This window comes from Bradyrhizobium iriomotense (assembly GCF_030160715.1).
In the GTDB taxonomy this organism is placed as follows: domain Bacteria; phylum Pseudomonadota; class Alphaproteobacteria; order Rhizobiales; family Xanthobacteraceae; genus Bradyrhizobium; species Bradyrhizobium iriomotense.
This window is the reverse complement of record NZ_BSOW01000030.1, coordinates 56,453-75,294: the sequence shown is the minus strand read 5'-3', so window position 1 is coordinate 75,294 and position 18,842 is coordinate 56,453. Positions and strand designations below refer to the sequence as shown.

Below are 18,842 nucleotides of genomic sequence, written 5' to 3'. Positions count from 1 at the left end.
CTGATTGCTCTTTGTGGCTTCGGGCCAACGCTTTCTCGAAACGCACCGAATATGAGGTGTGAGTTCAGGCCGAAAGGGTGACGAGTTCGGAAGCGGTCTTTCCAACCTGGCTTTCGTCGATTGGCTTCATGATGCCGTGCTCCATCAGCATATCCTCAAGTTCGTCCATGCTGATCGGCGTCGGGATAATGCCCTTGCCGCCATTGTTGTGAACTTTGGACGCGAGATTGCGATAGTGTTCCGCCTGCTTGGAGTCCGGCGCATATTCCAGCACCGTCATGCGGCGTAGCTCGGCATGTTGGACGATGTTGTCGCGGGGGACAAAGTAGATCAGCTGGGTGCCGAGCTTCTTGGCGAGCGCTTCCGCCAGCTCCAGCTCCTTGTCGGTCTGCCGCTCATTGCAGACCAAGCCGCCGAGCCGCACGCCGCCGGAATTGGCATACTTCAGAATGCCCTTGGAGATGTTGTTGGCCGCGTACATCGCCATCATCTCGCCGGACATGACGATGTAGATCTCTTGCGCCTTGTTCTCGCGTATCGGCATCGCAAAGCCGCCGCAGACGACGTCGCCGAGCACGTCGTAGGACACGTAATCGATGTTCTCGTAGGCGCCGTTCTCTTCCAAGAAGTTAATCGACGTAATGACGCCCCGGCCAGCGCACCCGACGCCCGGCTCCGGACCACCGGATTCGACGCAGCGGATATCCTTATAACCGACCTTCAAGACGTCTTCGATCTCGAGATCTTCGACGCTGCCGGCGCTCGCCGCGAGACTCAAGATCGTGTCCTGTGCCTTGGCGTGCAGGATCAGGCGGGTCGAGTCGGCCTTCGGATCGCAGCCGACGATCAAGATCTTGTGACCCATCTCGGCAAGCGCTGCGAGCGTGTTCTGTGATGTGGTCGATTTGCCGATACCACCCTTGCCGTAAAACGCGATTTGTCTCAGTGACGACATGTTGCTCTCCATCGATCAATTGATGATCTGCGTACTGCGTACTCTCGTAATCCCATCACTCGGCTCGCCGCATTCGCAGCTCGGTGAGATACAAAGGCCGACAGCCGGGCCGTTGCATAACGACTTTTGCAACGAGCGTGCCAGCGCCCGCTCGAAACAAATAACAGTGCAAGTGGAGATAGATACCGGTTGCAGGGGGCCATTGTCGCAAGTCCGACATCGGCAATTTTCGACCTGAGCGGTCGCACTCGCTTGTCTGAAACAGGGCAAACGCTTTGCTTTGCCCGACGAACGAAATCGACAGTTTTCGTTCGCACACGGTTGAACAGCTACGGTACGGAGCTTGCTTCGATGCGTATTAATCAATGCGCAGAGGGTATCATGCGGTTCGACACCGAGACTTGTACGAGGAGTGACGGTCCGAGCATTCTCCTGATCGAACCTGAGCAGGTTGTACGTTCCGCGCTCGACTACATCCTACGTGAGCGCTACCAGACACACGCTTTTGCCTCTGTGGATGACGCCATGACGTCGCCAATGAACACTCCCGACGTGGTTCTGATCGGCATCGCCATCCTGCGGGATCGAGGAGAGGCAATCCTGGACGAACTCATCAAGGTATTCGCAAGTCCCAAGATCCTGCTCGTAGCGGAGCGGAACTCCGATCCCCTGGTGCAGACAGGACTTGAACGGGGTGCACATGGGGTCATCAGCAATCCGATCTCCTTCAGTTCTGTCTGCGAGGCCGTCAGGATAGCGTTGGGTGCACCGGTCTCTCACGACGGACCATCCCGTCTCATTCCCGTCAGGTTGGATTAGAAACCTCTTACGCCGACTTTGGATGGCCTAGTTGCAGCCGACCTGCACCAGCTCACGATGCTCGCGGGACGGCTTCGCAACCGACATGAAAATGACGCCCTCTTCATCGGCTCCGCCTTGAGGGGCCGGACTATAGATACCGGTTTGAAGACCGCTTCGAGCGCAATTCGTGGGGACAGATCTGAAGCATCCCGACCTGGCGGAGGGGAATAGCATGCTTGTAGGTCTTCCGGATCTCAATCGGCCTTGCCTAGCGAGACGACCGCGTTTCTCGACCTCGGCCCCGCGTAGTAGTGGATGCCTGAAACTCGATTGTCGGATAGTCAACGCGCGCCGGACCAGCTCGGTCATGATCAGCGAGCGGAAATAGCCCTCCTGGTACCATGGGAAGCATCCAAGCGAGCTCATTCTTTCGCCGGCAACCTCTTAGTCCTTCAAGGATCTATCAGAGCCTCACGGTTGCGATTGGTCCACGTCAATGCCGCCGACCCGCTCGACTGCTTGTGAGCCGCTACCATCCACTACTCCGCATGCGAACCGATGTTATCGCCTCGGTCTGCCTTCGAGAGTGTGCGCCCTATTGGCCGCTGGCCATAACGCCGCTGACGCACGCAATTTCAAGGTTGCCGCAAGCCGGCTACGCCACTCGACGCTCGGCGGGGATGCGCCGACACTCACACTCTTTCGATTTGCTCTTATCGGCGATGATATCTCGATGAACATTGTCAGGCGGGAACGCATGTGTCCTCGACTGGACAGACCATCGCGCATTGCGGTGTATCGGAATGCCCCTTGCACTCTGTGCACTTTTCCGGATCGATTACATAGATGTCGCGCTTGAGGCTGATCGCGCCGTTCGGACACTCGAACTCACATGCACCGCAAACCGAGCATTGCGAAGCGACGATCTTGTAGGCCATGGACTGCGACTCCTAGGATTAAGCAGTGCGCTCGACACCTGCCTTTCAAGCCTCGTGCCACACGTGAGAGACTGGAACTCTCGACACCGACTTTCGCAAGTCTGTCGTCGCCGGCAATACACCACCTTGCAATCGGCATCGTCTTATCAGAACCGTTTGAATTCGACGGGGCTCTCTTGAGCGTGGAGTCGATCTGCGAGCGGGCATTCGCGCGCGCCGACTTTGGCTCGGCGGATCTGCCCGCAGCGACAGCCGCCGCCTTAGGCCGGGAACATCCGAGGAGGCTTAGACTTTTTTACTTCGTGCCGGGTCACGCGGGAACTCCACTTTACATTGTCGGCTTATCGGCACTCTGTTGTCGTCTTCGACGACTTGGCCAGTTTGCGACATTAGAATTGACATTGCACCAGGACAACCGAGATCTCGTCTTGATGAGCGCATCAAATCCGCGATGAACCACACCGGCAGTATCACACGTGTTGTCCGCCATTGATTGGCACTTCCGCACCTGTGACGTAGCTAGCGGCGCTGGAGCAGAGGAAGAAGATAACCTTCGCGACCTCATCCGGCGTGCCGACACGGTGTAGCGGTATAATCGGTGCCAACCTCGCTTCAGTTTCAGCTGACAGAATGTCGGTCTTGATCTCGCCGGGCGCGATCGCGTTGACCCGAATGCCGAACGGCGCGTAGTCATGCGCCATCTCGCGCGTGAGGCAGGCGAGCGCCGCCTTAGAGGTCGCATAGGCAGTACCTGCGAAAGGATGCACACGAGTGCCAACGATTGAGGTGACATTGACGATCGAGCCGGATGCCACTTTCAATTCTTCGAATAGACCTTGCGCAAGTAGAATCGGCGCGACCAAATTGACGTGAAACACGCTCATCCAGGTTCCGATGGATGTCGTCAACGAATTCAGCCGACCGCCATCTGGTGCCTTTGGGGAAATTCCGGCATTGTTGACCAGGGCGTGAAGCGGCTCTCCGTTGAGCCGCTCCTTGATCTCGGCAATCGCGCGCGGCAACGCGCTGTGATCGCTTAGCTCCACCTGCACGTGGTTGTTGATTCCCGAATCCCATGGACATCGACGGTCATCGAAGGGCTGTCGCGAGCAGGAGATGATTTGCCAACCAGCTTCGGAGAACAATTTACCCGTAGCGTGACCGATGCCGCGCGAGGCGCCGGTGAGTACCAGCGTCTTCCTTTCGCCAAGTCGCGCGTGGGATTTATCGTCGTGAAACGGACAGTGCGCCAGATCTGGCTCAGAGGTCTGACCAGCAACACTGTCTTCATCTAATCGATGAAGGGACAAGCGAGCTCCTTAAGAGTGATGAGATAAGTCGGCATCTTTGGCAGGAAAGTTTGCAATAATTGGGCCATGGCAGGTCAACGCACGAAGCGATTCTCTCGTTCGGATGTCGCCTCAGCGACATCTTTCCCGGTTTGGAGCCGGTGCCCGTCGCTTTCGAACCAAATTCGGTGTTGTGCTCGGCGTCGTTTGGCGAAGCGGCTGTCAAAGGCCGTGTTTGCACCGAAGCTGCCTAGATTTATGGCGTGCAGCTAGAGGCCGCACGTCAAAGCCCCGCCCTATGCACTCGATAGGTCTTCCACGCATTGCGGCTCGCGAAGAAAACCGAGGCGCCCGGCGCACTTTTGCCAGTCGTTAAATGCGCCGGGTCCCGCCTCTGCACCATCAGTACATCCGTGATGATGCTGCTCTGACTGACGCGAGCAGCGTGGCGAAACTTAGGCGGCTAGACCGGCTCCGCATCGCCGAGACATCATTTGCGCAAATAGTTCGAAAGAGCTTGAAACGTACGTAGCGTCTATTTGTACAATTTCTGATTCTGCTTTTGAATCCAACAAGACCGGCTAGGCAGCTCGCGCATTGCACGGCAAGACGCCAGAAGTGCCGCCATGATTAACGAAGATGCCCTGAGGTTCACATTTTCGTCGATCAGTTTGCTGACGGTCTTATAAGCATTCCCAAATTCTTCATGAGTCAGCAATGCGTCGCCCACGTCGAACCGGCGTGTGCTCGCGCATTAGGAGAAGGCAGATGGGGTGAAGAGCCTGTTCGGCGCCGGACGAGCCGGATCGAGCCGGATATGGAATACGCCATCGTCAACGCCACGGTCGTCGAGGTGCACCGCCACGGACAAGGTGCAAAAGGAGGACTCAAAGTCAGGCTATCGCCGTTAAGGCTGGCATGAACACCAAAAATCCTGGCCCTCACCGATGCGCCCGGCACTCTCGTGTGTTTCGTGCTGCTGCCAGGATAGAGCTTCGACATCGTCGGCGTTCGGCCACTCATCGAACCACTCATCGAAAAGGTGGTCTTCGAAACACTGATCGCCGACAAGGCGTTTAACACGAATGTCATCATCGCCGATCTCGGCGAGCAGCAGCGCCAAGGTCGTCATCTCCCAGCACCCGCGCCGCGCACAGCCGCACGCCATCGACGAGAAAACGTACAGATCACCTGATCGAAAACCTCCTCTGCAGGCTCAAGCGATTCAAACGCATCTCGCTGCGTGCAGACAAGCCGATCAAAGCTTCGCTGCCATGCCCCATTGGCCGCGACCGTGATAACCTCCCGAGAATCCCAACAGAACCTAGGCTAGTCGCGGTCGGCAGCAGACGCTCTGCGCCGGCGTGTCAGCTTATGGTCAGTTAGACTGCGTATCATTGTACCCAACGCTTGAGCGGCACAAGCGCGTAGCAAGCAATTTGCCGATAGGAGGGCGAATCCAATGTATAGCCGAATCACTGGCTCATCCAGCCAATCCACAAGCGCCAGCCAGGCTGATGAATCGAGACAGTCAGAGGACAGCTACCGCTTTGCGGAAACGGTTGCAGGCACGTCGGCGGCAAGGCCGTACTCCCTCGTTGCCGAGCCCCCAATCGATGAGATCGACAGGTCTTCCTTCATGAGAGAAGTGAGGGACTTTATGGGCGGCGATATCAGACACATCGCCGGAAATCCACAAGAGTACTCGAATTTCGTATCCAACAAAGCTGAGCGTGCAGCATGGGTTGCTGGGGGCTATGCCAGCACCTACGATAATCCGAGCAAGAGGGCGCGTTTCTTCCGCTATCAATTGGGCGACAACACTGTCGGTCTTCTAAGGTCAGGAGCCGGCTTTCCCCTCGAAACGGAAGAGGCACAGCGACGATTTCCTGAGAATAGCGAGGTCACATCCGTTCTGGACCTTAGGATTACTCATCCGCTGGTCGAGAACGCAGGCGATATTCTGCTGGAGCATCAGCTTCGGCTCGACGGCGAGCGGCCATTGGTCATGTCGCGTCCTGCCTTAGATGGGATTGAACCCCGTTTAGCGGAGATGGGCTTTGTTCATATGGGTGATATGGGCGATTGGGGCCATAACTGCTGGGGGCTCGATCCCACCCAACATCCCGAGAAGTGGACGAAAAACGCCAACGGTGAATGGCAGCGCGCCGATAAACCTCCCCTATATCTTTCGAAAGCGGAGAGCAATGATACCGATACCGAAGCAGGTAGCGAAGCATACTCGAGTGAAGCAGATTCCTCTGACGACGATCCTTCTTGGCACCTCGAGCGCGCCATGAGACGATTGGCTATGGGATAACAGTTGCAATGACGAGACCGGATTCGAGAGTGATTTGGTTTATCGTCGTTGCCCCCACCGGTGAACAGGTATAGCCAAAATGGGAGCGCGCGCCGCGCGCGCTCCTCTCCCATTCCACACGTTTGCCCTCGGCGAGTCGTTAGTGCGAACCACCGACCGTGTTTCGCTGTTGTGCCAAGTACCGAATATGAAAGTTTATTTGCTGCTCGGTCAGCCCAGCGCCTTGCGATGCAAGCGTTAGTCGGTGATCCAAGACGGCATGGCTAGATGGTTGGCATAGTATTGAGGAAGTTGCCTGGAGCGCAGATTTCGGCAGTCTTTCTCGAATGTACTGAGGTGATCCCGCTGGATTCCGGAATGCGCTCGCCAACCACTGGATGATCTCGCCCGGGCGTAGAAGCTGGCGGCTCTCCGGCGCTTGGTAAGCCGCGGTCGATTTGGATCACCGCCAGCGCAGTACGACCGCTCGCCTATCGCCGGCGTTGAGGCAAATCCAGGAGCAGAAAAGCTCAGAGAAGACTGATTTATCTCATCGTCCGTCATATTCAGCCCAGGAATCAGACGTTTCATAGACCCGAACGCACGAGATTTGCGGAACTTTGCGATACAATCGTTCCCAAATCCAAACCGCAATGTTTTCTGCCGTAGGATTATATAATCCTTCGACTTCATTCAGATATCGATGATCAAGTGCATTCACTATATCGACCAAAGACTCCTCTAGGTCAGAAAAATCGATGACGAATCCGGTGACCTGGTCCACGGGCCCATCAAGCTGCACCTCGATTCGATAGGAGTGCCCGTGTATGCGGCTGCACCTGTGTGTGGCCGGCACGTTGGGGAGGTAGTGGGCTGCTTCGAACCTGAACGCTTGTGATATCCTCATCGATCCTCAGATGCTTGCAGTATGTCTCAGCCGTTGCGAATGCGAACACCACCAGGAACTCAGGCAAGTTCTGCGGTGAACTCTGCGCTACCTTACGAGCAATGGGCGTGCCGCATGCTGCAAGCCCCGATTGAAGAAGACGAAAAGCAACGATTTTGGCGTCGACCGACGAGTCAGCCTCACCCTAATGTCGTGTTTCCGACATAAACATCTTCAAACAAGACACGTCCAAACATCACAATGCAAGGTTTGACGATTTTGCACGTCGCCTGCCCTTAGGCCGAGTTAGATGCGGCGTTCACGACTAGATTTACCAACGGTGCTATCAAGATTTGGAATGGGGAAGGATGCAACTACACAAAACGTTTGGCCGAGCATCGCGTCTCTAAGCGCAATCCTTGTTTCGCTCGACAAAGAGTGGGGGACCATTATGCGAATTCTCCTGATTTCCGCCGCCGTTCTAACCAGATGCTTGCAGCCATCGGAAGCACATGCGGAGCGGCTCTTGGTCTCGCAATTCGGGCACATGGCCTATCGCTCCGTCCAGGAGGCGGTAAACGCACTGCCGGCTCGCGGCGGCGAAATTCTGATCGCACCGGGCGTCTATCGCGAAAAGATCAAGGTCGGCAAACCTGGCGTTCACATCAAAGGCACCGGCGAGAAACCGGAGGACACAGTGGTCGTCTACGGCGACGACGCGATCAAAGTGGGTGGAACCGTTCATTCCGCCACCATGGACGCATCTGGCGATGACTTCCGGCTCGATAATCTGACGATACAAAACGACTATTCCTTGGATCCAGACAATCCGCCGTCGCAAGCGGTGGCGCTGTCTATTACCGGAGACAAGGACATTATTACCCGCGTCCGGCTCCTCGGCGCACAGGACACACTATTCGCCAACAAAGGGCCGAACGGCCGAACAGCACGGCAATACTTTTCGGACTGCTACATCGAGGGCCATGTCGATTATATATTCGGCAACGCCAAGGCCTATTTCCAACATTGCGAGTTGCACGGCATCGCCAACCAGGCTGTGGTGTATACCGCACAAAGCAAAGACTCGCCGGACGAAGACAGCGCGTATGTTTTCGACCATTGCACCCTGACCGCCGATCTGAGCGCTCATGGCATCGCCCTTGGCCGCCCTTGGCGCTCTTATGCCACAGTGATCTTCTTATTCACCCGGATGAATGCGCCGGTGATACCGGAAGGCTGGAGCGAGTGGGACCGCGGTAAGACCAACAGACTGAAGACCGCCTATTATGCCGAATACCAATCCACCGGTATCGGCGCCAATCCCAGAGGACGGGAGTCTTACTCCCATCAGCTAACCGACAGCGAAGCCAAGCAATGGTCGCTCAAAGCGTTCTTCGCTGATGACACGAACTGGCTGCCGAGCTCACCATCAAGATAGGAAACCATGGGGCGGTCGTGGAGATCTGGTACGTCTACCGCTGCGTCGTTCTGGATCTGGCACGTACAGCTGTGCACCGCCTTACTATCTGCTCGTTAGGGTCTGCGAACCACCTCGCGAACTTCCTCAGCTCCCCGTTCAGCCGTAAGCGGCAAGCTGCGGCCGTCAGTCGGCGTGGCTCAATGACATAAGCGCAGATTAGCTCACCGCCCGCGGATCTTCACTTCGAGGTCACGTTCCAGTTGTTGAAATTGAAGTGCATTCCCCCCGGGGACGAAGTGATCTCGACGCCGTATTGGACGCTACCAACCTTTATGTCGCCAAAGTAGCCCGTCGACTTGATCCACTCCAGGGCACTCTTGATGTCCACCGTGCCGCTGTTGGTTTTCGAAGTAGGTAGCAGTGAGATGACCTTGTGACCATTGAAGCCCTCAAACACGTTCCAAGTCGCTCCACCTATTTTGACATTGCTGTAGACCGGGATTGCGGCCCCGGAAGCGGCATAATTATACGAAATTGGCTTAACGTTGCCGCTACCGTCCGGGTTTCCGGTGTAGTTTGTCCAGAGCATTACCTCGTGCTCGTTTGAGCTATCCCAAATATCATAGGCGAAGTCCCAAGCGCCGCCTTTAGGAACTTGCTGATTGAAGCTCGAGGTCAGACTCTTGATGGAACTGAGCGGTTTTCCGATGTGAAACGCCTCATGCGGATAGCTCTTGATGCCAGGAGTGTTAGGCTGGTTCGACCACACGCCCCACTGGTTGACTGCACCCACCGAAATCGTCTGCGGCCCAGCACCCGCGCCCCATACGTCGTTATTCCAAGAGTAGCCATCGCGTGAATAGCTGCCATATGGATCGCTCGAGCGCCAAACCGGAGCCTTTGCCGATACAGGTGCGGCAGATGATGGTGACTTGGCATCATTCACGGCCTGCCTAAATAGATCATGATTCTCCTGTGTCCAGGCGTACCCACTTAGGGCCTCTGGCGAGCCGGCACCGTTTATCCGATTGGAATCCATGAAGCTCTCCTTTCGGTTCTGAGAACAGAGTCTCTTTGCAGATCCATTCAGCGGGTACCCTAGGTTCGTGGCCAGTTCCTTCATAGGCGGCATCGATATCTAGAGACCAAGTTCGAATGCTAGGGAGGTTGGCTTTCGAGAAGCTGACGAGCTAGAGGAGAAAAGTGAACCCCGACCGGGTTCGCCGTCTCGCATGACAGCAGCCTGGCTGAGACGGAGGCAACGATCCATTTGATGACGAGCCTGGTTCGAACATACTTGGAGCGAACGTCAAACAATGAGCGTGGTGCTCTCATTTCATTTGCCGGGGTTTGCAAGTTTGGTGACTGCCTTTAATTTCAATAGGTTGGCGACAAGCCTATCATCATCGGCCAGAGCCTCTTCATTCGACTGAAACGGATGATCGAGGGGGCACCTGCGGGCGCAAAAGTCTGACAATGAGCCGAAGCTGGAAAATAAGCGGCAAGCTGATTGTCTCTTTGTCGCTTACGTTCAGCCAAACATATCCCGCTGGGCGGTCGGGTGCGGATGGCACCGTATAAGCCAGCGGCGCTCAGAACGCTTGCTACCTGTTCGGTCACGTGCCGTAGCTAACAAGAGGCGATAGATTCTATCGGGGCGCGATGCCGTTCGCAGATTTGCTGGGTGCTTTTAGGAATGCCTTTGCACAGCCTTCCCATGCGCCAGACAACAGTTGGCCTTGCTCACCCCGCAAAGGCGGCCACACGGCTGAAACCACCACATTTGCATTTTCCACCTGCCAAGTCGCGCTATCGGAGAATCGTACATCCTCCAACGCAATCTCAAGCGGATGGGCTGGATCAAGCCCGTGCATCACCAGCGCACCGCCACCGCCACGCACGTGGCGCAGAACGATCTGTCGGTAGACCGGCACTTCGTCACCGTGCGCCCGGAGATCATAGCGTGTATCGAAATAGATAGGCCATCGGTTGCCGCGCAGGCACACATTCTCATAGGTGACCCTCTCCACCAGGCCACCTCGGCTGACGTCGCTCTTAATGCGCAAGCCAGATGTCGTGCTGTCCAGGGTCAGGCCATGCACCAGTATGTCGCTGACACCTGAGCTAACCTCGCTACCGATCGACATGCCGTGCCCCCACTCGAAGGAGTTGTCGATAATGGAAATATAGCGGGCAGGACCATTATTTCCGGCTTTGATAGCCACATTGTCGTCTCCAGTACGGATCTGACAGTGAGCAATTGTCACATCTTGGCTGGCGCCAGGATCGATGCCGTCCGTATTGCGGGCGTCGGCCGGTGTATCAATTGTGACCCCCCAAAAGGTGGCACCTTGGACCCGGTTCATCGCTACGTGGAAATTGGGCGCATTACGCAGTGTGATGCCGTGGAGGGCAATGTCCTGGGCATGGTCGATCTGGATGAGGCGAGGGACATTCTGGCTCCCACCCTCAGTTTGCGCGCGCCGCGCCAATTGCCACCAACTCTCGCTGGTGCCAACCATGAGCGCACCGCCCTGGCCGTCGATGATGCCATCGCCGTAGATGCCGCCTCCCCGTGTTTTGGAGAAGCTAATGAATGGGCGGCAGCCATCACCCTTGCCTCCGATGCGACCACAATTTCCCAAGCCTTTGTCATATGCCTTCGGCTGGGCAAGAGCGATAAGCGTGGCGTCGCGCTCGATCCATAGCGTTACTCCGGATTTCATCTCGAGGGGACCCGACATGAAGATCCCTTTTGCCAAGTAGACCGCCGAGCCAGGGGGACAGTGAGCAATGGCGTCTTGCAGCCTATCAGTGACGTTTTCACTAGACGGCGCCAGCCGAGCGCAGACATGACTAGGTGCAACGGGCTCGGCGACAGCGCGGCGATCCTTGGCTTGTGCGAGGCCTACTGTGGCAAGCATCGACACCAAAGCCAGATAATGCAAACGGGCTAACATGAACAACTCTCAGTTTAGCGGCTCACCGCCAATCTACCTCGAACTCCGAACCCAGGTGCCGTCGCCTTCGTTTACGAAGAGCTAGAATGGATCGCCTCACAACCATAAGGGCATGATGAAGGACCCGCTACGAACGAGTGGTAAGTCCACGCGGCGCAGAAACAAAAGACACGCGCCTGCGCCCGAACACCAGCAGGCGGCGCCCGTCAGCCAACCTAGACTTCTGTCGCTCCCCATTGACGGTGAAATGCGCCGTCATATGATGGTCCACGAACTTGACGTCCAGAGGTGATCGCACCCGTTCCCTGCTTATTCGACGGTCACCGACTTGGCGAGATTGCGCGGCTGGTCGACATCGGTGCCCATCACCACCGCCGTGTGGTAGGCCAAAAGTTGCACGGGGACGGCATATACCATCGGCGTGAAGGCAGACGCCATGTCGGGCATCACGATGGTGACAAGCGAATCCACCGTCGCCTCGGCCGCGCCCTTGGCGTCCGTCATCAGGATGATATTTCCGCCGCGGGCGGCGACTTCCTGCATGTTGGAGACGGTCTTCTCGAATACGCGATCGTTGGGCGCGATGACGACGACCGGCGTGGTCTCGTCGATCAACGCAATCGGCCCGTGCTTGAGCTCGCCGGCGGCATAACCCTCGGCGTGGATGTAGGAGATCTCCCTCAGCTTCAGCGCGCCTTCGAGCGCGAGCGGGAAGCTGGTGCCGCGGCCGAGATAGAGCACGTCGCGCGACTTGGCGATCCTGTGCGCAAGCTTTTCGATCTGCAATTCGGTGGCGAGCGCGTCGGCCATCAGGCGCGGGACTTCGACGAGCCCGTGCACGAGCTTGGTCTCGTCCTCCTCGGACAATTCGCCGCGCGCCTTGCCGGCGGCGACCGCGAGCGAGGCGAGCACCATCAGCTGGCAGGTGAAGGCTTTTGTGGACGCGACGCCGATCTCGGGACCGGCGAGCGTCTGGAGCACCGTCTCGCTCTCGCGCGCGATCGTCGAGGTCGGGACGTTGACGACGGCGAGCGTGTGCGCGCCTTCGGCCTTGGCGTAGCGGAGCGCGGCGAGCGTGTCGGCGGTCTCGCCCGACTGCGAGATGACGATCGCCAGATCGCCCTTGCGCAACGGGGATTCGCGATAGCGGAACTCGGAGGCGACATCGACCTCGACCGGCAGGCGCGCCATTCGCTCGAACCAGTATTTTGCGACATAGCCGGCGTAGCTCGCCGTGCCGCACGCGGTGATCGTGATCCGCTGGATATCCTTGAAGTCGAACGGCAGCTTCACCGGCAGCGACACGCGCTCGGAGGCCATGTCGATATAGCGCGCCAGTGTGTGACCGACGACCTCGGGCTGCTCGTGGATCTCCTTCGCCATGAAGTGGCGGTAGTTGGCCTTGTCGACCAGCGAGGTCGAGGCCGCGTGCTTGATCTTGTCGCGCTGGACGGCGCGGCCGTCCTTGTCGAAGATCGCAACGCTGTTACGGGTCAGCACGACCCAGTCGCCGTCCTCGAGATAGCTGATCGTATCGGTGAACGGGCCGAGCGCGATCGCGTCCGAGCCCAGGAACATCTCGCCATCGCCGTGGCCGATCGCCAGCGGCGGACCGTTGCGGGCGCCGATCATCAGGTCGCCCTCGCCCGCGAAAATGAAGCCGAGCGCGAACGCGCCGCGCAGCCGACTCAGGGCGAGCTTCACCGCCTCGACCGGCTTGTTGCCCCGCGTGAGCAGATCGTCGACCAGATGCAGCACGATCTCGGTGTCGGTCTCGGTGCGGAACACCGTACCCTTCGCTTCGAGCTCCTCGCGCAGCTCGCGGAAATTCTCGATGATACCGTTATGGACGACTGCGACGCGCTCGGTGGCGTGCGGATGGGCATTGTGCTCGGTCGGCTTGCCGTGGGTGGCCCACCGGGTGTGACCGATGCCGGTCGTCCCGTTCAGCGGCTTGTCACGCAGGCGTGCCTCGAGGTTCTTCAGCTTGCCTTCGGCGCGGCGGCGCTCCAGGTGATCGCCTTCGAGCGTGGCAACGCCCGCGGAGTCGTAGCCGCGATATTCAAGCCGCTTGAGCGAATCCACCAATTGCTCTGCAACCGGTTCGCGCCCGAGAATGCCGACAATCCCGCACATCCGGATCAATATCCCCCGACTCTTGGAACAATCATTCTCAAATCTGCTCCACTGTTTTGCAATACTCGATCGCCTGCTCTAATACTGCAGGTTAGACGTCTAATTCTGCGGCTTGCAGATGTGCACTTACGCATGAGGTCGCTTCAGCAGTTCCGGTTCACCTAGGCGCATCGCAGCCTTGGCGAGCACAATCGAACACCAGAACGTCACTGCAGCAAAGGAAACGACAGTTCCAAGGTGGGTCAGATATTCTTGCGCTATCCTATCGATGCTCCATTTGTTCGTGAACCAATGCGCGCCCAGTCTCTTCTCCTGGTAACGACGATAACAATCGTAGTCACAATAGTGCTGCCGCGCGGACATATCTCTCAAGTAACCGGTCTCTAGCGATTGACAACAATCGCTACAGATCGACGCGCCGTTGGGTGTCCTGTGATTTACCAGTATAAACTTCATGACTCGTCGGTCACGCTGAGGATCATTCATGAGGCCCAGCCAGTTCTCGAGAAGTGCGCCGCTGATGCCAGAATGAAGCAAATAGCTGACTGACGCTTCCGCCTCCAGGCTGTCGCATGTGTTCGGCCCGCAAAAGACGCCCGGCCACTTTCCGTAGCCGGGCAGAAGTCAGTCTCGGAGGAGCGACGCTGCTACACATCGCACCAGCTTCCGTCGGCAGAGGGAGGACTTCTACCGGCGGTCCATTTGCGGCGAGGGCATTCGCCGCCAACCTTAGCCGCACAAGAGCGATGTCCGCATCGAACGTGATCACGCATCGCCTTCTTCTGTGCCATTAGACCAGAGTTCAAAAAGCCCGAACTCATGATCGCGACCTACCACGCTTCTGCAGCAAGGCTCCGTTCTTCAGCCGTGACCGATCGCTTCCAACGCCCGCAACGTCAGGTGAGACAAGCACCCGAAAGCGGCAGCCTACACAAGCGCTTGGCTGGAAGTCCGACGTACACCGAAAATGCTCTTTCGCGCGCAGGCAAAGATCGATAACCATCCCGACTAGACCGAAGCCTTTCTCTAAACCGCCGTCGTTATGCAAGATCCTACAAGATTGGTAAAATCGATTGTGTTGATGGGCCGCATCTACAATATGGATGGTCACGCTCATTCGGCTTTGAGTTCGCTCGCCTAGGGCATCTGCACAAACTGGACGGGTCAGCCATCGCGCTGACGCGCAATCAGGCCGAAGCTTGGCTCTGCTCGTGGCGCTGCGCGCAACCGGTCCTCCCAGGATACGAGCGTCAGCGCATTTCCTCTCAGCTCGCGGCTCTGGCGCTGTCGGGGTGCTCGCGTGGTTGGCCAGACTGCCACACTCATGGCTCTGGTCGACGCACTCGGCAACGTCAATTGCTTCGTCCGATTGCCCGGCCAGTGTTACGTCAGCGGGGTGTCGAGCTTTGATCACTGGCTCGCTCTTGAAGTGCTGATCGGTGAACACGCAAACGAGCGATCCGTCTTCTAGACGTGCTAAGATTAGGTGCAGTTGCCGTCTGCGTTATTCTTTCAGTTTACGCAGCGGCAACTGCCATCTTGATTTCGCGCTTGTCTCCTGCCGCGATAAGCGGGCTCAGCTTGCCCTGAGATGTGCTGCGCTCACGTCTGAATAGAATGAATTCCGCGAGACAAGCAAAAATGACTTGAATCGCACGTTGCGTCAGCTTGTAGCAATCAAAGGATGACAAAAGACACTCACGGCGCCGTCTCGACGTCAGATGGGATGAAAGAATAGCGTGATGTATCGGATACTCGTCGCCGCCGGAGTAGGGCTGGCAAGCGCTCAGCGCGGGTCCACCGGAGAATTGGTGTTCCCTGCCTGCAAGGGTTGGCATCAGGTCGGCGAGAACGCGAGGAGCGCCGTCGGCTCAACACTGAATGGGCTGTTCGGGCGGAAGGACGGATCGGTCAATGGCTGCAGCCGAAGGACGAACAACTCTGGCATCACCTGGAATGAGTGGGCCTTGCATGATTCATCTGCAATCCGAACGCAATTGGCATCAGGATCGCATTATCTGGAATCAAAGAAGGCCGGGCGAGCGAGATTCTGATCGAATGTCTGCGCACTTTCGTCAAAGCGCCGGTCGATCTCGGGCAGCGAGATCGTCGCGCGGTGTCCGCGCTTTCGGTGAATCCGCAGACGCGGTCGGCCGATCGTTTGTTTCTGCGCCACCGGGCCTGCATCGTGCACGAGAAACCTTCTGGGCCGACCGTTCCGCATCTTCTTGCTAAGCTCGACTGAAGCACTTCGAATTGCGCGGCGCGAGCGGATCAACCCCATTGGACCGCCGCGCACGTCACCCGGGAAGAGGCCATAGTCGCTGTGTTCTATCCAGGAGGTGAATGCCCTCCATCACAACAATCTATTTTACCCACGCCGATGAAGGCTGCTAGGCAAAGCGGAGGTTGAGCTGGGGGATGGTGCAGGTCGTGAGGATTTACTGTCGACTGTTGAAGTCAGTTGCTCTAGGTGGCCAAGTTTGCCCCCCCGCTCAACAGTCAAGCTGAAGACAGTCCTTTCAAACGGTTACCGCAGTGTCTTTGTCAGGCCGCAACCACGCCGCGCTGGATGTGACCGCAGCGTAACAGAAGATTCGTGTGCCAGAAGGATACATGAGGCAGCCATGACTATGACAGTGTATGGGTCCAGCAAATCGAGGGTAATTGAGCGTCTGAATCAGGCATATCGGGTGATGACGTTAAGTTTTCTTGCGCAACTCCTTCGATATTTCGCGTTCCCCTTCCGCGTATTTGCCAACTCATCTTCCGTTCCACTGAAGGCTGATGCTGACCCACATATCTCCACTGCACAACCCTCCGGAAAATGTACTCGTCAACGTATTCAGCATCTTAAGCAAGCTATTGAGTTGCAAATCGAGGAGGTTGCGAGACTGATCTGCGAGGACAAGAGCGCGATCGAAGCGACCCGTCTCCTCAATGCACTTACAAGCGAGCTGGTAGCGGCGAAGCTCGGCATGTGTCCGAAACTCGACCAGCAAGCAGGGAATGCGGTCATCGGAGGCGACCGTCTCGAACAGGAGCACGGCAAACTGTACGAGCCGGAACAGCTTTCGGCTCTGGGGCAGCTTCTTGATGAGGCAATCCTGGCATTACCCCCAAGTATGCGAACTCCTTCTAACCGGATCGAAATCGCCAAACTCATTTTAGAACGCGCATCTATTACTCAAGTCGACCCTGGCCTTCTTATTAAGTTGATGAGTGCCCTTATCGCCGCCGCTTGATATAGCTGATACGCCTCCTCCGCCGCGACATCACGCGATAGAGGCACAGCACTGACGCCACTAAAGAGTGGCGTCGAGCTGCGTTCGTCTCCCGTGTGGACGGCTCGACAGTGCCCTGAGTGCTCTCGAGCAAATCGCTGTTTTCTAGTCACTCATGGCGGACCAGATGCGATTCGCGCCGTCGGCATGGTAGTCCGGATTCGCAGACGCTCGCGGACCTTCTCGCGCTCAATCGATCGATCCGAGCTTATTCACTAAAGTCCGTTTGCTCGTAGCGCCCGCCCAACTTGCCAACGTTTAGCTGACAGCTCGAATCACAGCGAGAACAATGGCTAACCATGTAGCGACGCAGAATAATAGCGCGAGGCGCCACGCTCTTACCCTGAATCGACGTCGCCAGTTTACCAGCTCCAATGCGCCGCCGGTAAAGCAGCGGCCTCGAACGACGCCGACCATCTGACGATAGCCGCGAAATTCAAACTGCGAACGATTTTTGCGGATGTACTTGATCCGCTCCTGAGGCGAGAGGCAGTCAGCCCATATGTTTTGCGCCTCCTCGTCCTTAGACCGGCCGCATTCATTAGATAGGGCACAGTGGGCTCCCGGCATCTCGATACGATGATCTATGCCGAGCGCGTAAATTGGTAGCATGTGCAGTAGAAGCATGGTGCGTACCTTTCGTGTTCCGCGATCCACGCCTACAATGTGACGCTGCGTGAGATTCAAGCTATTCCTCTCACTCCCCACCAGATCTAGTAGGTCACCGGCCGCGACCTTGCTCGCGTTCCCGAACCTCGCAACAGTCGCGGAATTCGGAGGTTGGCTGACAGCACCTCGGCACGCCGCGGAAGCGTCGCTTCTCTGGCGAAAGGGACAGTTCGACAATTTCAAAGATCGGCAGAGCAACAGCCCGCCTACTCCCGGTGCTTCGTGGAGGCGGCTTTTCGTCTACCTTGGCGGCCCACCCGTTAGTCTCGCGAATGACGCGTCTGCCGCCAGCATGAGAATTAACATATTTCGTCCGACCAGCTGCTCGGAGGGGGTTGAATCGTACGCGGCGTCAAATTGTAGGATCTCGAACAAGTAGCGGCGGTCTCCGGCGAGGCCGACGCCACTAACTAGTTCAAGGATCGCCAATGTCTCAGCCTGTTCAGATCTACGCCGCACCATGCTGTGAGGATCCAGACCTCCTTCGTACATGCAATTTGGCACTATTTTTGTGCAGCAAGCAGTCTGAACACGACTGCGGAGGTGATCGCGTCGTTGTTGGCCAAGTGCAAGAACGTTCGGTTCCGTTCAGACCCTCCAGGTCCCATTCTAACGCGTACTCTTCGTCACAAATTACCTATGTACAATCTAGCGCCAGTCCAATGCGCGACCAAGCTGTCCAACACGGAACAGCATGATTCTGATCGTCGACGTTTAGCTCCTCGACCCCTGAGATGATTGTCGCGATTGTCTCTCATTAGTCACTTTCGAATAACCGCTCCCTCCCCAGGAGCGCGGCTAATCTGAGCCTTTGGCTAATTGTCTCCACAGACACCGTTGAACGTCGCGCAACCCAACGCCCCCCTAAAGAGGATCTCGTGAATCGAAACCCACCCCCCCTTCCTCGTCGAACCTATAGAGCAGGTTGGCATGTAGCAGCTTTCATTGCTTTTACGGCAGTGAGCTCTCTCAGCGCCGTCGCCCGAGAGCGACGAGCGACGGAGGAAGAGCAACGCGCTTGCACCCCGGATGTGCTTCGCTTGTGTAGCAGTGCCATACCGAACGTCGACGCTGTCGCTGCTTGTCTGCGAACAAAGCTTAACAGCTTGAGTGACCAGTGTCGCTACGTGATGTCAGCACATGATAGTGCAAAAGCAAAAGCAGGCTCGAAATGACGTCGTGACCAACGATCGATCAGTCCTAGT

At 57.1% G+C, this 18,842-nt stretch carries 13 protein-coding genes; 4 read left to right on the top strand and 9 right to left on the bottom strand.

What is annotated here, in order from left to right; translation table 11 throughout:
- Nucleotides 1–64: 64 nt before the first annotated feature.
- The gene (gene nifH, locus QQL28_RS33805; protein WP_284272603.1) at nt 65–955 is read right to left on the bottom strand and encodes a nitrogenase iron protein; all 891 of its coding nucleotides are present in this window, start codon (nt 953–955) and stop codon (nt 65–67) included.
- A 381-nt stretch (nt 956–1,336) separates the two neighbouring features.
- Between nifH and QQL28_RS33800 the strand changes: the two genes are divergently transcribed.
- Nucleotides 1,337–1,774 carry a response regulator gene (locus tag QQL28_RS33800; RefSeq protein ID WP_284272600.1) on the top strand — a complete coding sequence of 146 codons (438 nt, stop codon included), beginning with the start codon at nt 1,337–1,339 and terminating at the stop codon, nt 1,772–1,774.
- A 725-nt stretch (nt 1,775–2,499) separates the two neighbouring features.
- Here QQL28_RS33800 and QQL28_RS33795 read toward each other — a convergent pair.
- The 3 genes from QQL28_RS33795 to QQL28_RS33785 all read right to left on the bottom strand — a co-directional run bounded on the left by QQL28_RS33795 (nt 2,500) and on the right by QQL28_RS33785 (nt 5,106).
- The gene (locus tag QQL28_RS33795) at nt 2,500–2,694 is read right to left on the bottom strand and encodes a 4Fe-4S binding protein (RefSeq protein WP_284272598.1); all 195 of its coding nucleotides are present in this window, start codon (nt 2,692–2,694) and stop codon (nt 2,500–2,502) included.
- Nucleotides 2,695–3,164: 470 nt separating this feature from the next.
- Nucleotides 3,165–4,004 (bottom strand): SDR family NAD(P)-dependent oxidoreductase, encoded by an 840-nt coding sequence (locus QQL28_RS33790; RefSeq protein ID WP_431309687.1) that lies wholly within the window; start codon nt 4,002–4,004, stop codon nt 3,165–3,167.
- Between the two features lie 886 nt (nt 4,005–4,890).
- The gene (locus QQL28_RS33785) at nt 4,891–5,106 is read right to left on the bottom strand and encodes a hypothetical protein (RefSeq protein WP_284272596.1); all 216 of its coding nucleotides are present in this window, start codon (nt 5,104–5,106) and stop codon (nt 4,891–4,893) included.
- A gap of 339 nt (nt 5,107–5,445) precedes the next feature.
- Here QQL28_RS33785 and QQL28_RS33780 point away from each other — a divergent pair, with 339 nt between their 5' ends.
- The gene (locus QQL28_RS33780; protein WP_284272595.1) at nt 5,446–6,303 is read left to right on the top strand and encodes a host specificity protein; all 858 of its coding nucleotides are present in this window, start codon (nt 5,446–5,448) and stop codon (nt 6,301–6,303) included.
- A gap of 529 nt (nt 6,304–6,832) precedes the next feature.
- On the opposite strand, the gene queD is transcribed toward QQL28_RS33780, so the two are convergent.
- A complete protein-coding gene (queD, locus tag QQL28_RS33775; RefSeq protein ID WP_284272593.1) occupies nt 6,833–7,189 on the bottom strand; it encodes a 6-carboxytetrahydropterin synthase QueD in 357 nt (118 codons plus the stop codon).
- 505 nt (nt 7,190–7,694) lie between these two features.
- Here queD and QQL28_RS33770 point away from each other — a divergent pair.
- Complete coding sequence (locus tag QQL28_RS33770; RefSeq protein ID WP_284272591.1) at nt 7,695–8,606, top strand: pectinesterase family protein; 912 nt, start codon at nt 7,695–7,697, stop codon at nt 8,604–8,606.
- 220 nt (nt 8,607–8,826) lie between these two features.
- On the opposite strand, the gene QQL28_RS33765 is transcribed toward QQL28_RS33770, so the two are convergent.
- From QQL28_RS33765 to QQL28_RS33750, 4 genes are all read right to left on the bottom strand, one after another.
- A complete protein-coding gene (locus QQL28_RS33765) occupies nt 8,827–9,627 on the bottom strand; it encodes a glycoside hydrolase family 12 protein (protein WP_284272590.1) in 801 nt (266 codons plus the stop codon).
- A 610-nt stretch (nt 9,628–10,237) separates the two neighbouring features.
- A complete protein-coding gene (locus QQL28_RS33760; protein WP_284272589.1) occupies nt 10,238–11,350 on the bottom strand; it encodes a glycoside hydrolase family 28 protein in 1,113 nt (370 codons plus the stop codon).
- Between the two features lie 507 nt (nt 11,351–11,857).
- Nucleotides 11,858–13,684 (bottom strand): glutamine--fructose-6-phosphate transaminase (isomerizing), encoded by a 1,827-nt coding sequence (glmS, locus tag QQL28_RS33755; protein WP_284272588.1) that lies wholly within the window; start codon nt 13,682–13,684, stop codon nt 11,858–11,860.
- 2,014 nt (nt 13,685–15,698) lie between these two features.
- Complete coding sequence (locus tag QQL28_RS33750; RefSeq protein WP_284272587.1) at nt 15,699–15,878, bottom strand: hypothetical protein; 180 nt, start codon at nt 15,876–15,878, stop codon at nt 15,699–15,701.
- A gap of 433 nt (nt 15,879–16,311) precedes the next feature.
- Between QQL28_RS33750 and QQL28_RS33745 the strand changes: the two genes are divergently transcribed.
- Nucleotides 16,312–16,929 (top strand): hypothetical protein, encoded by a 618-nt coding sequence (locus tag QQL28_RS33745; protein ID WP_284272584.1) that lies wholly within the window; start codon nt 16,312–16,314, stop codon nt 16,927–16,929.
- Nucleotides 16,930–18,842 lie beyond the last annotated feature (1,913 nt).

What these genes read in the sequence shown, in the direction of transcription:
- QQL28_RS33780 (WP_284272595.1), top strand. Translation starts at nt 5,446, where the DNA reads ATGTATAGCCGAATCACTGGCTCATCCAGCCAATCCACAAGCGCCAGC.
- QQL28_RS33800 (WP_284272600.1), top strand. Translation starts at nt 1,337, where the DNA reads ATGCGGTTCGACACCGAGACTTGTACGAGGAGTGACGGTCCGAGCATT.
- QQL28_RS33795 (WP_284272598.1), bottom strand. Translation starts at nt 2,694, where the DNA reads ATGGCCTACAAGATCGTCGCTTCGCAATGCTCGGTTTGCGGTGCATGT.
- glmS (WP_284272588.1), bottom strand. Translation starts at nt 13,684, where the DNA reads ATGTGCGGGATTGTCGGCATTCTCGGGCGCGAACCGGTTGCAGAGCAA.
- nifH (WP_284272603.1), bottom strand. Translation starts at nt 955, where the DNA reads ATGTCGTCACTGAGACAAATCGCGTTTTACGGCAAGGGTGGTATCGGC.
- queD (WP_284272593.1), bottom strand. Translation starts at nt 7,189, where the DNA reads ATGAGGATATCACAAGCGTTCAGGTTCGAAGCAGCCCACTACCTCCCC.
- QQL28_RS33745 (WP_284272584.1), top strand. Translation starts at nt 16,312, where the DNA reads ATGACTATGACAGTGTATGGGTCCAGCAAATCGAGGGTAATTGAGCGT.
- QQL28_RS33765 (WP_284272590.1), bottom strand. Translation starts at nt 9,627, where the DNA reads ATGGATTCCAATCGGATAAACGGTGCCGGCTCGCCAGAGGCCCTAAGT.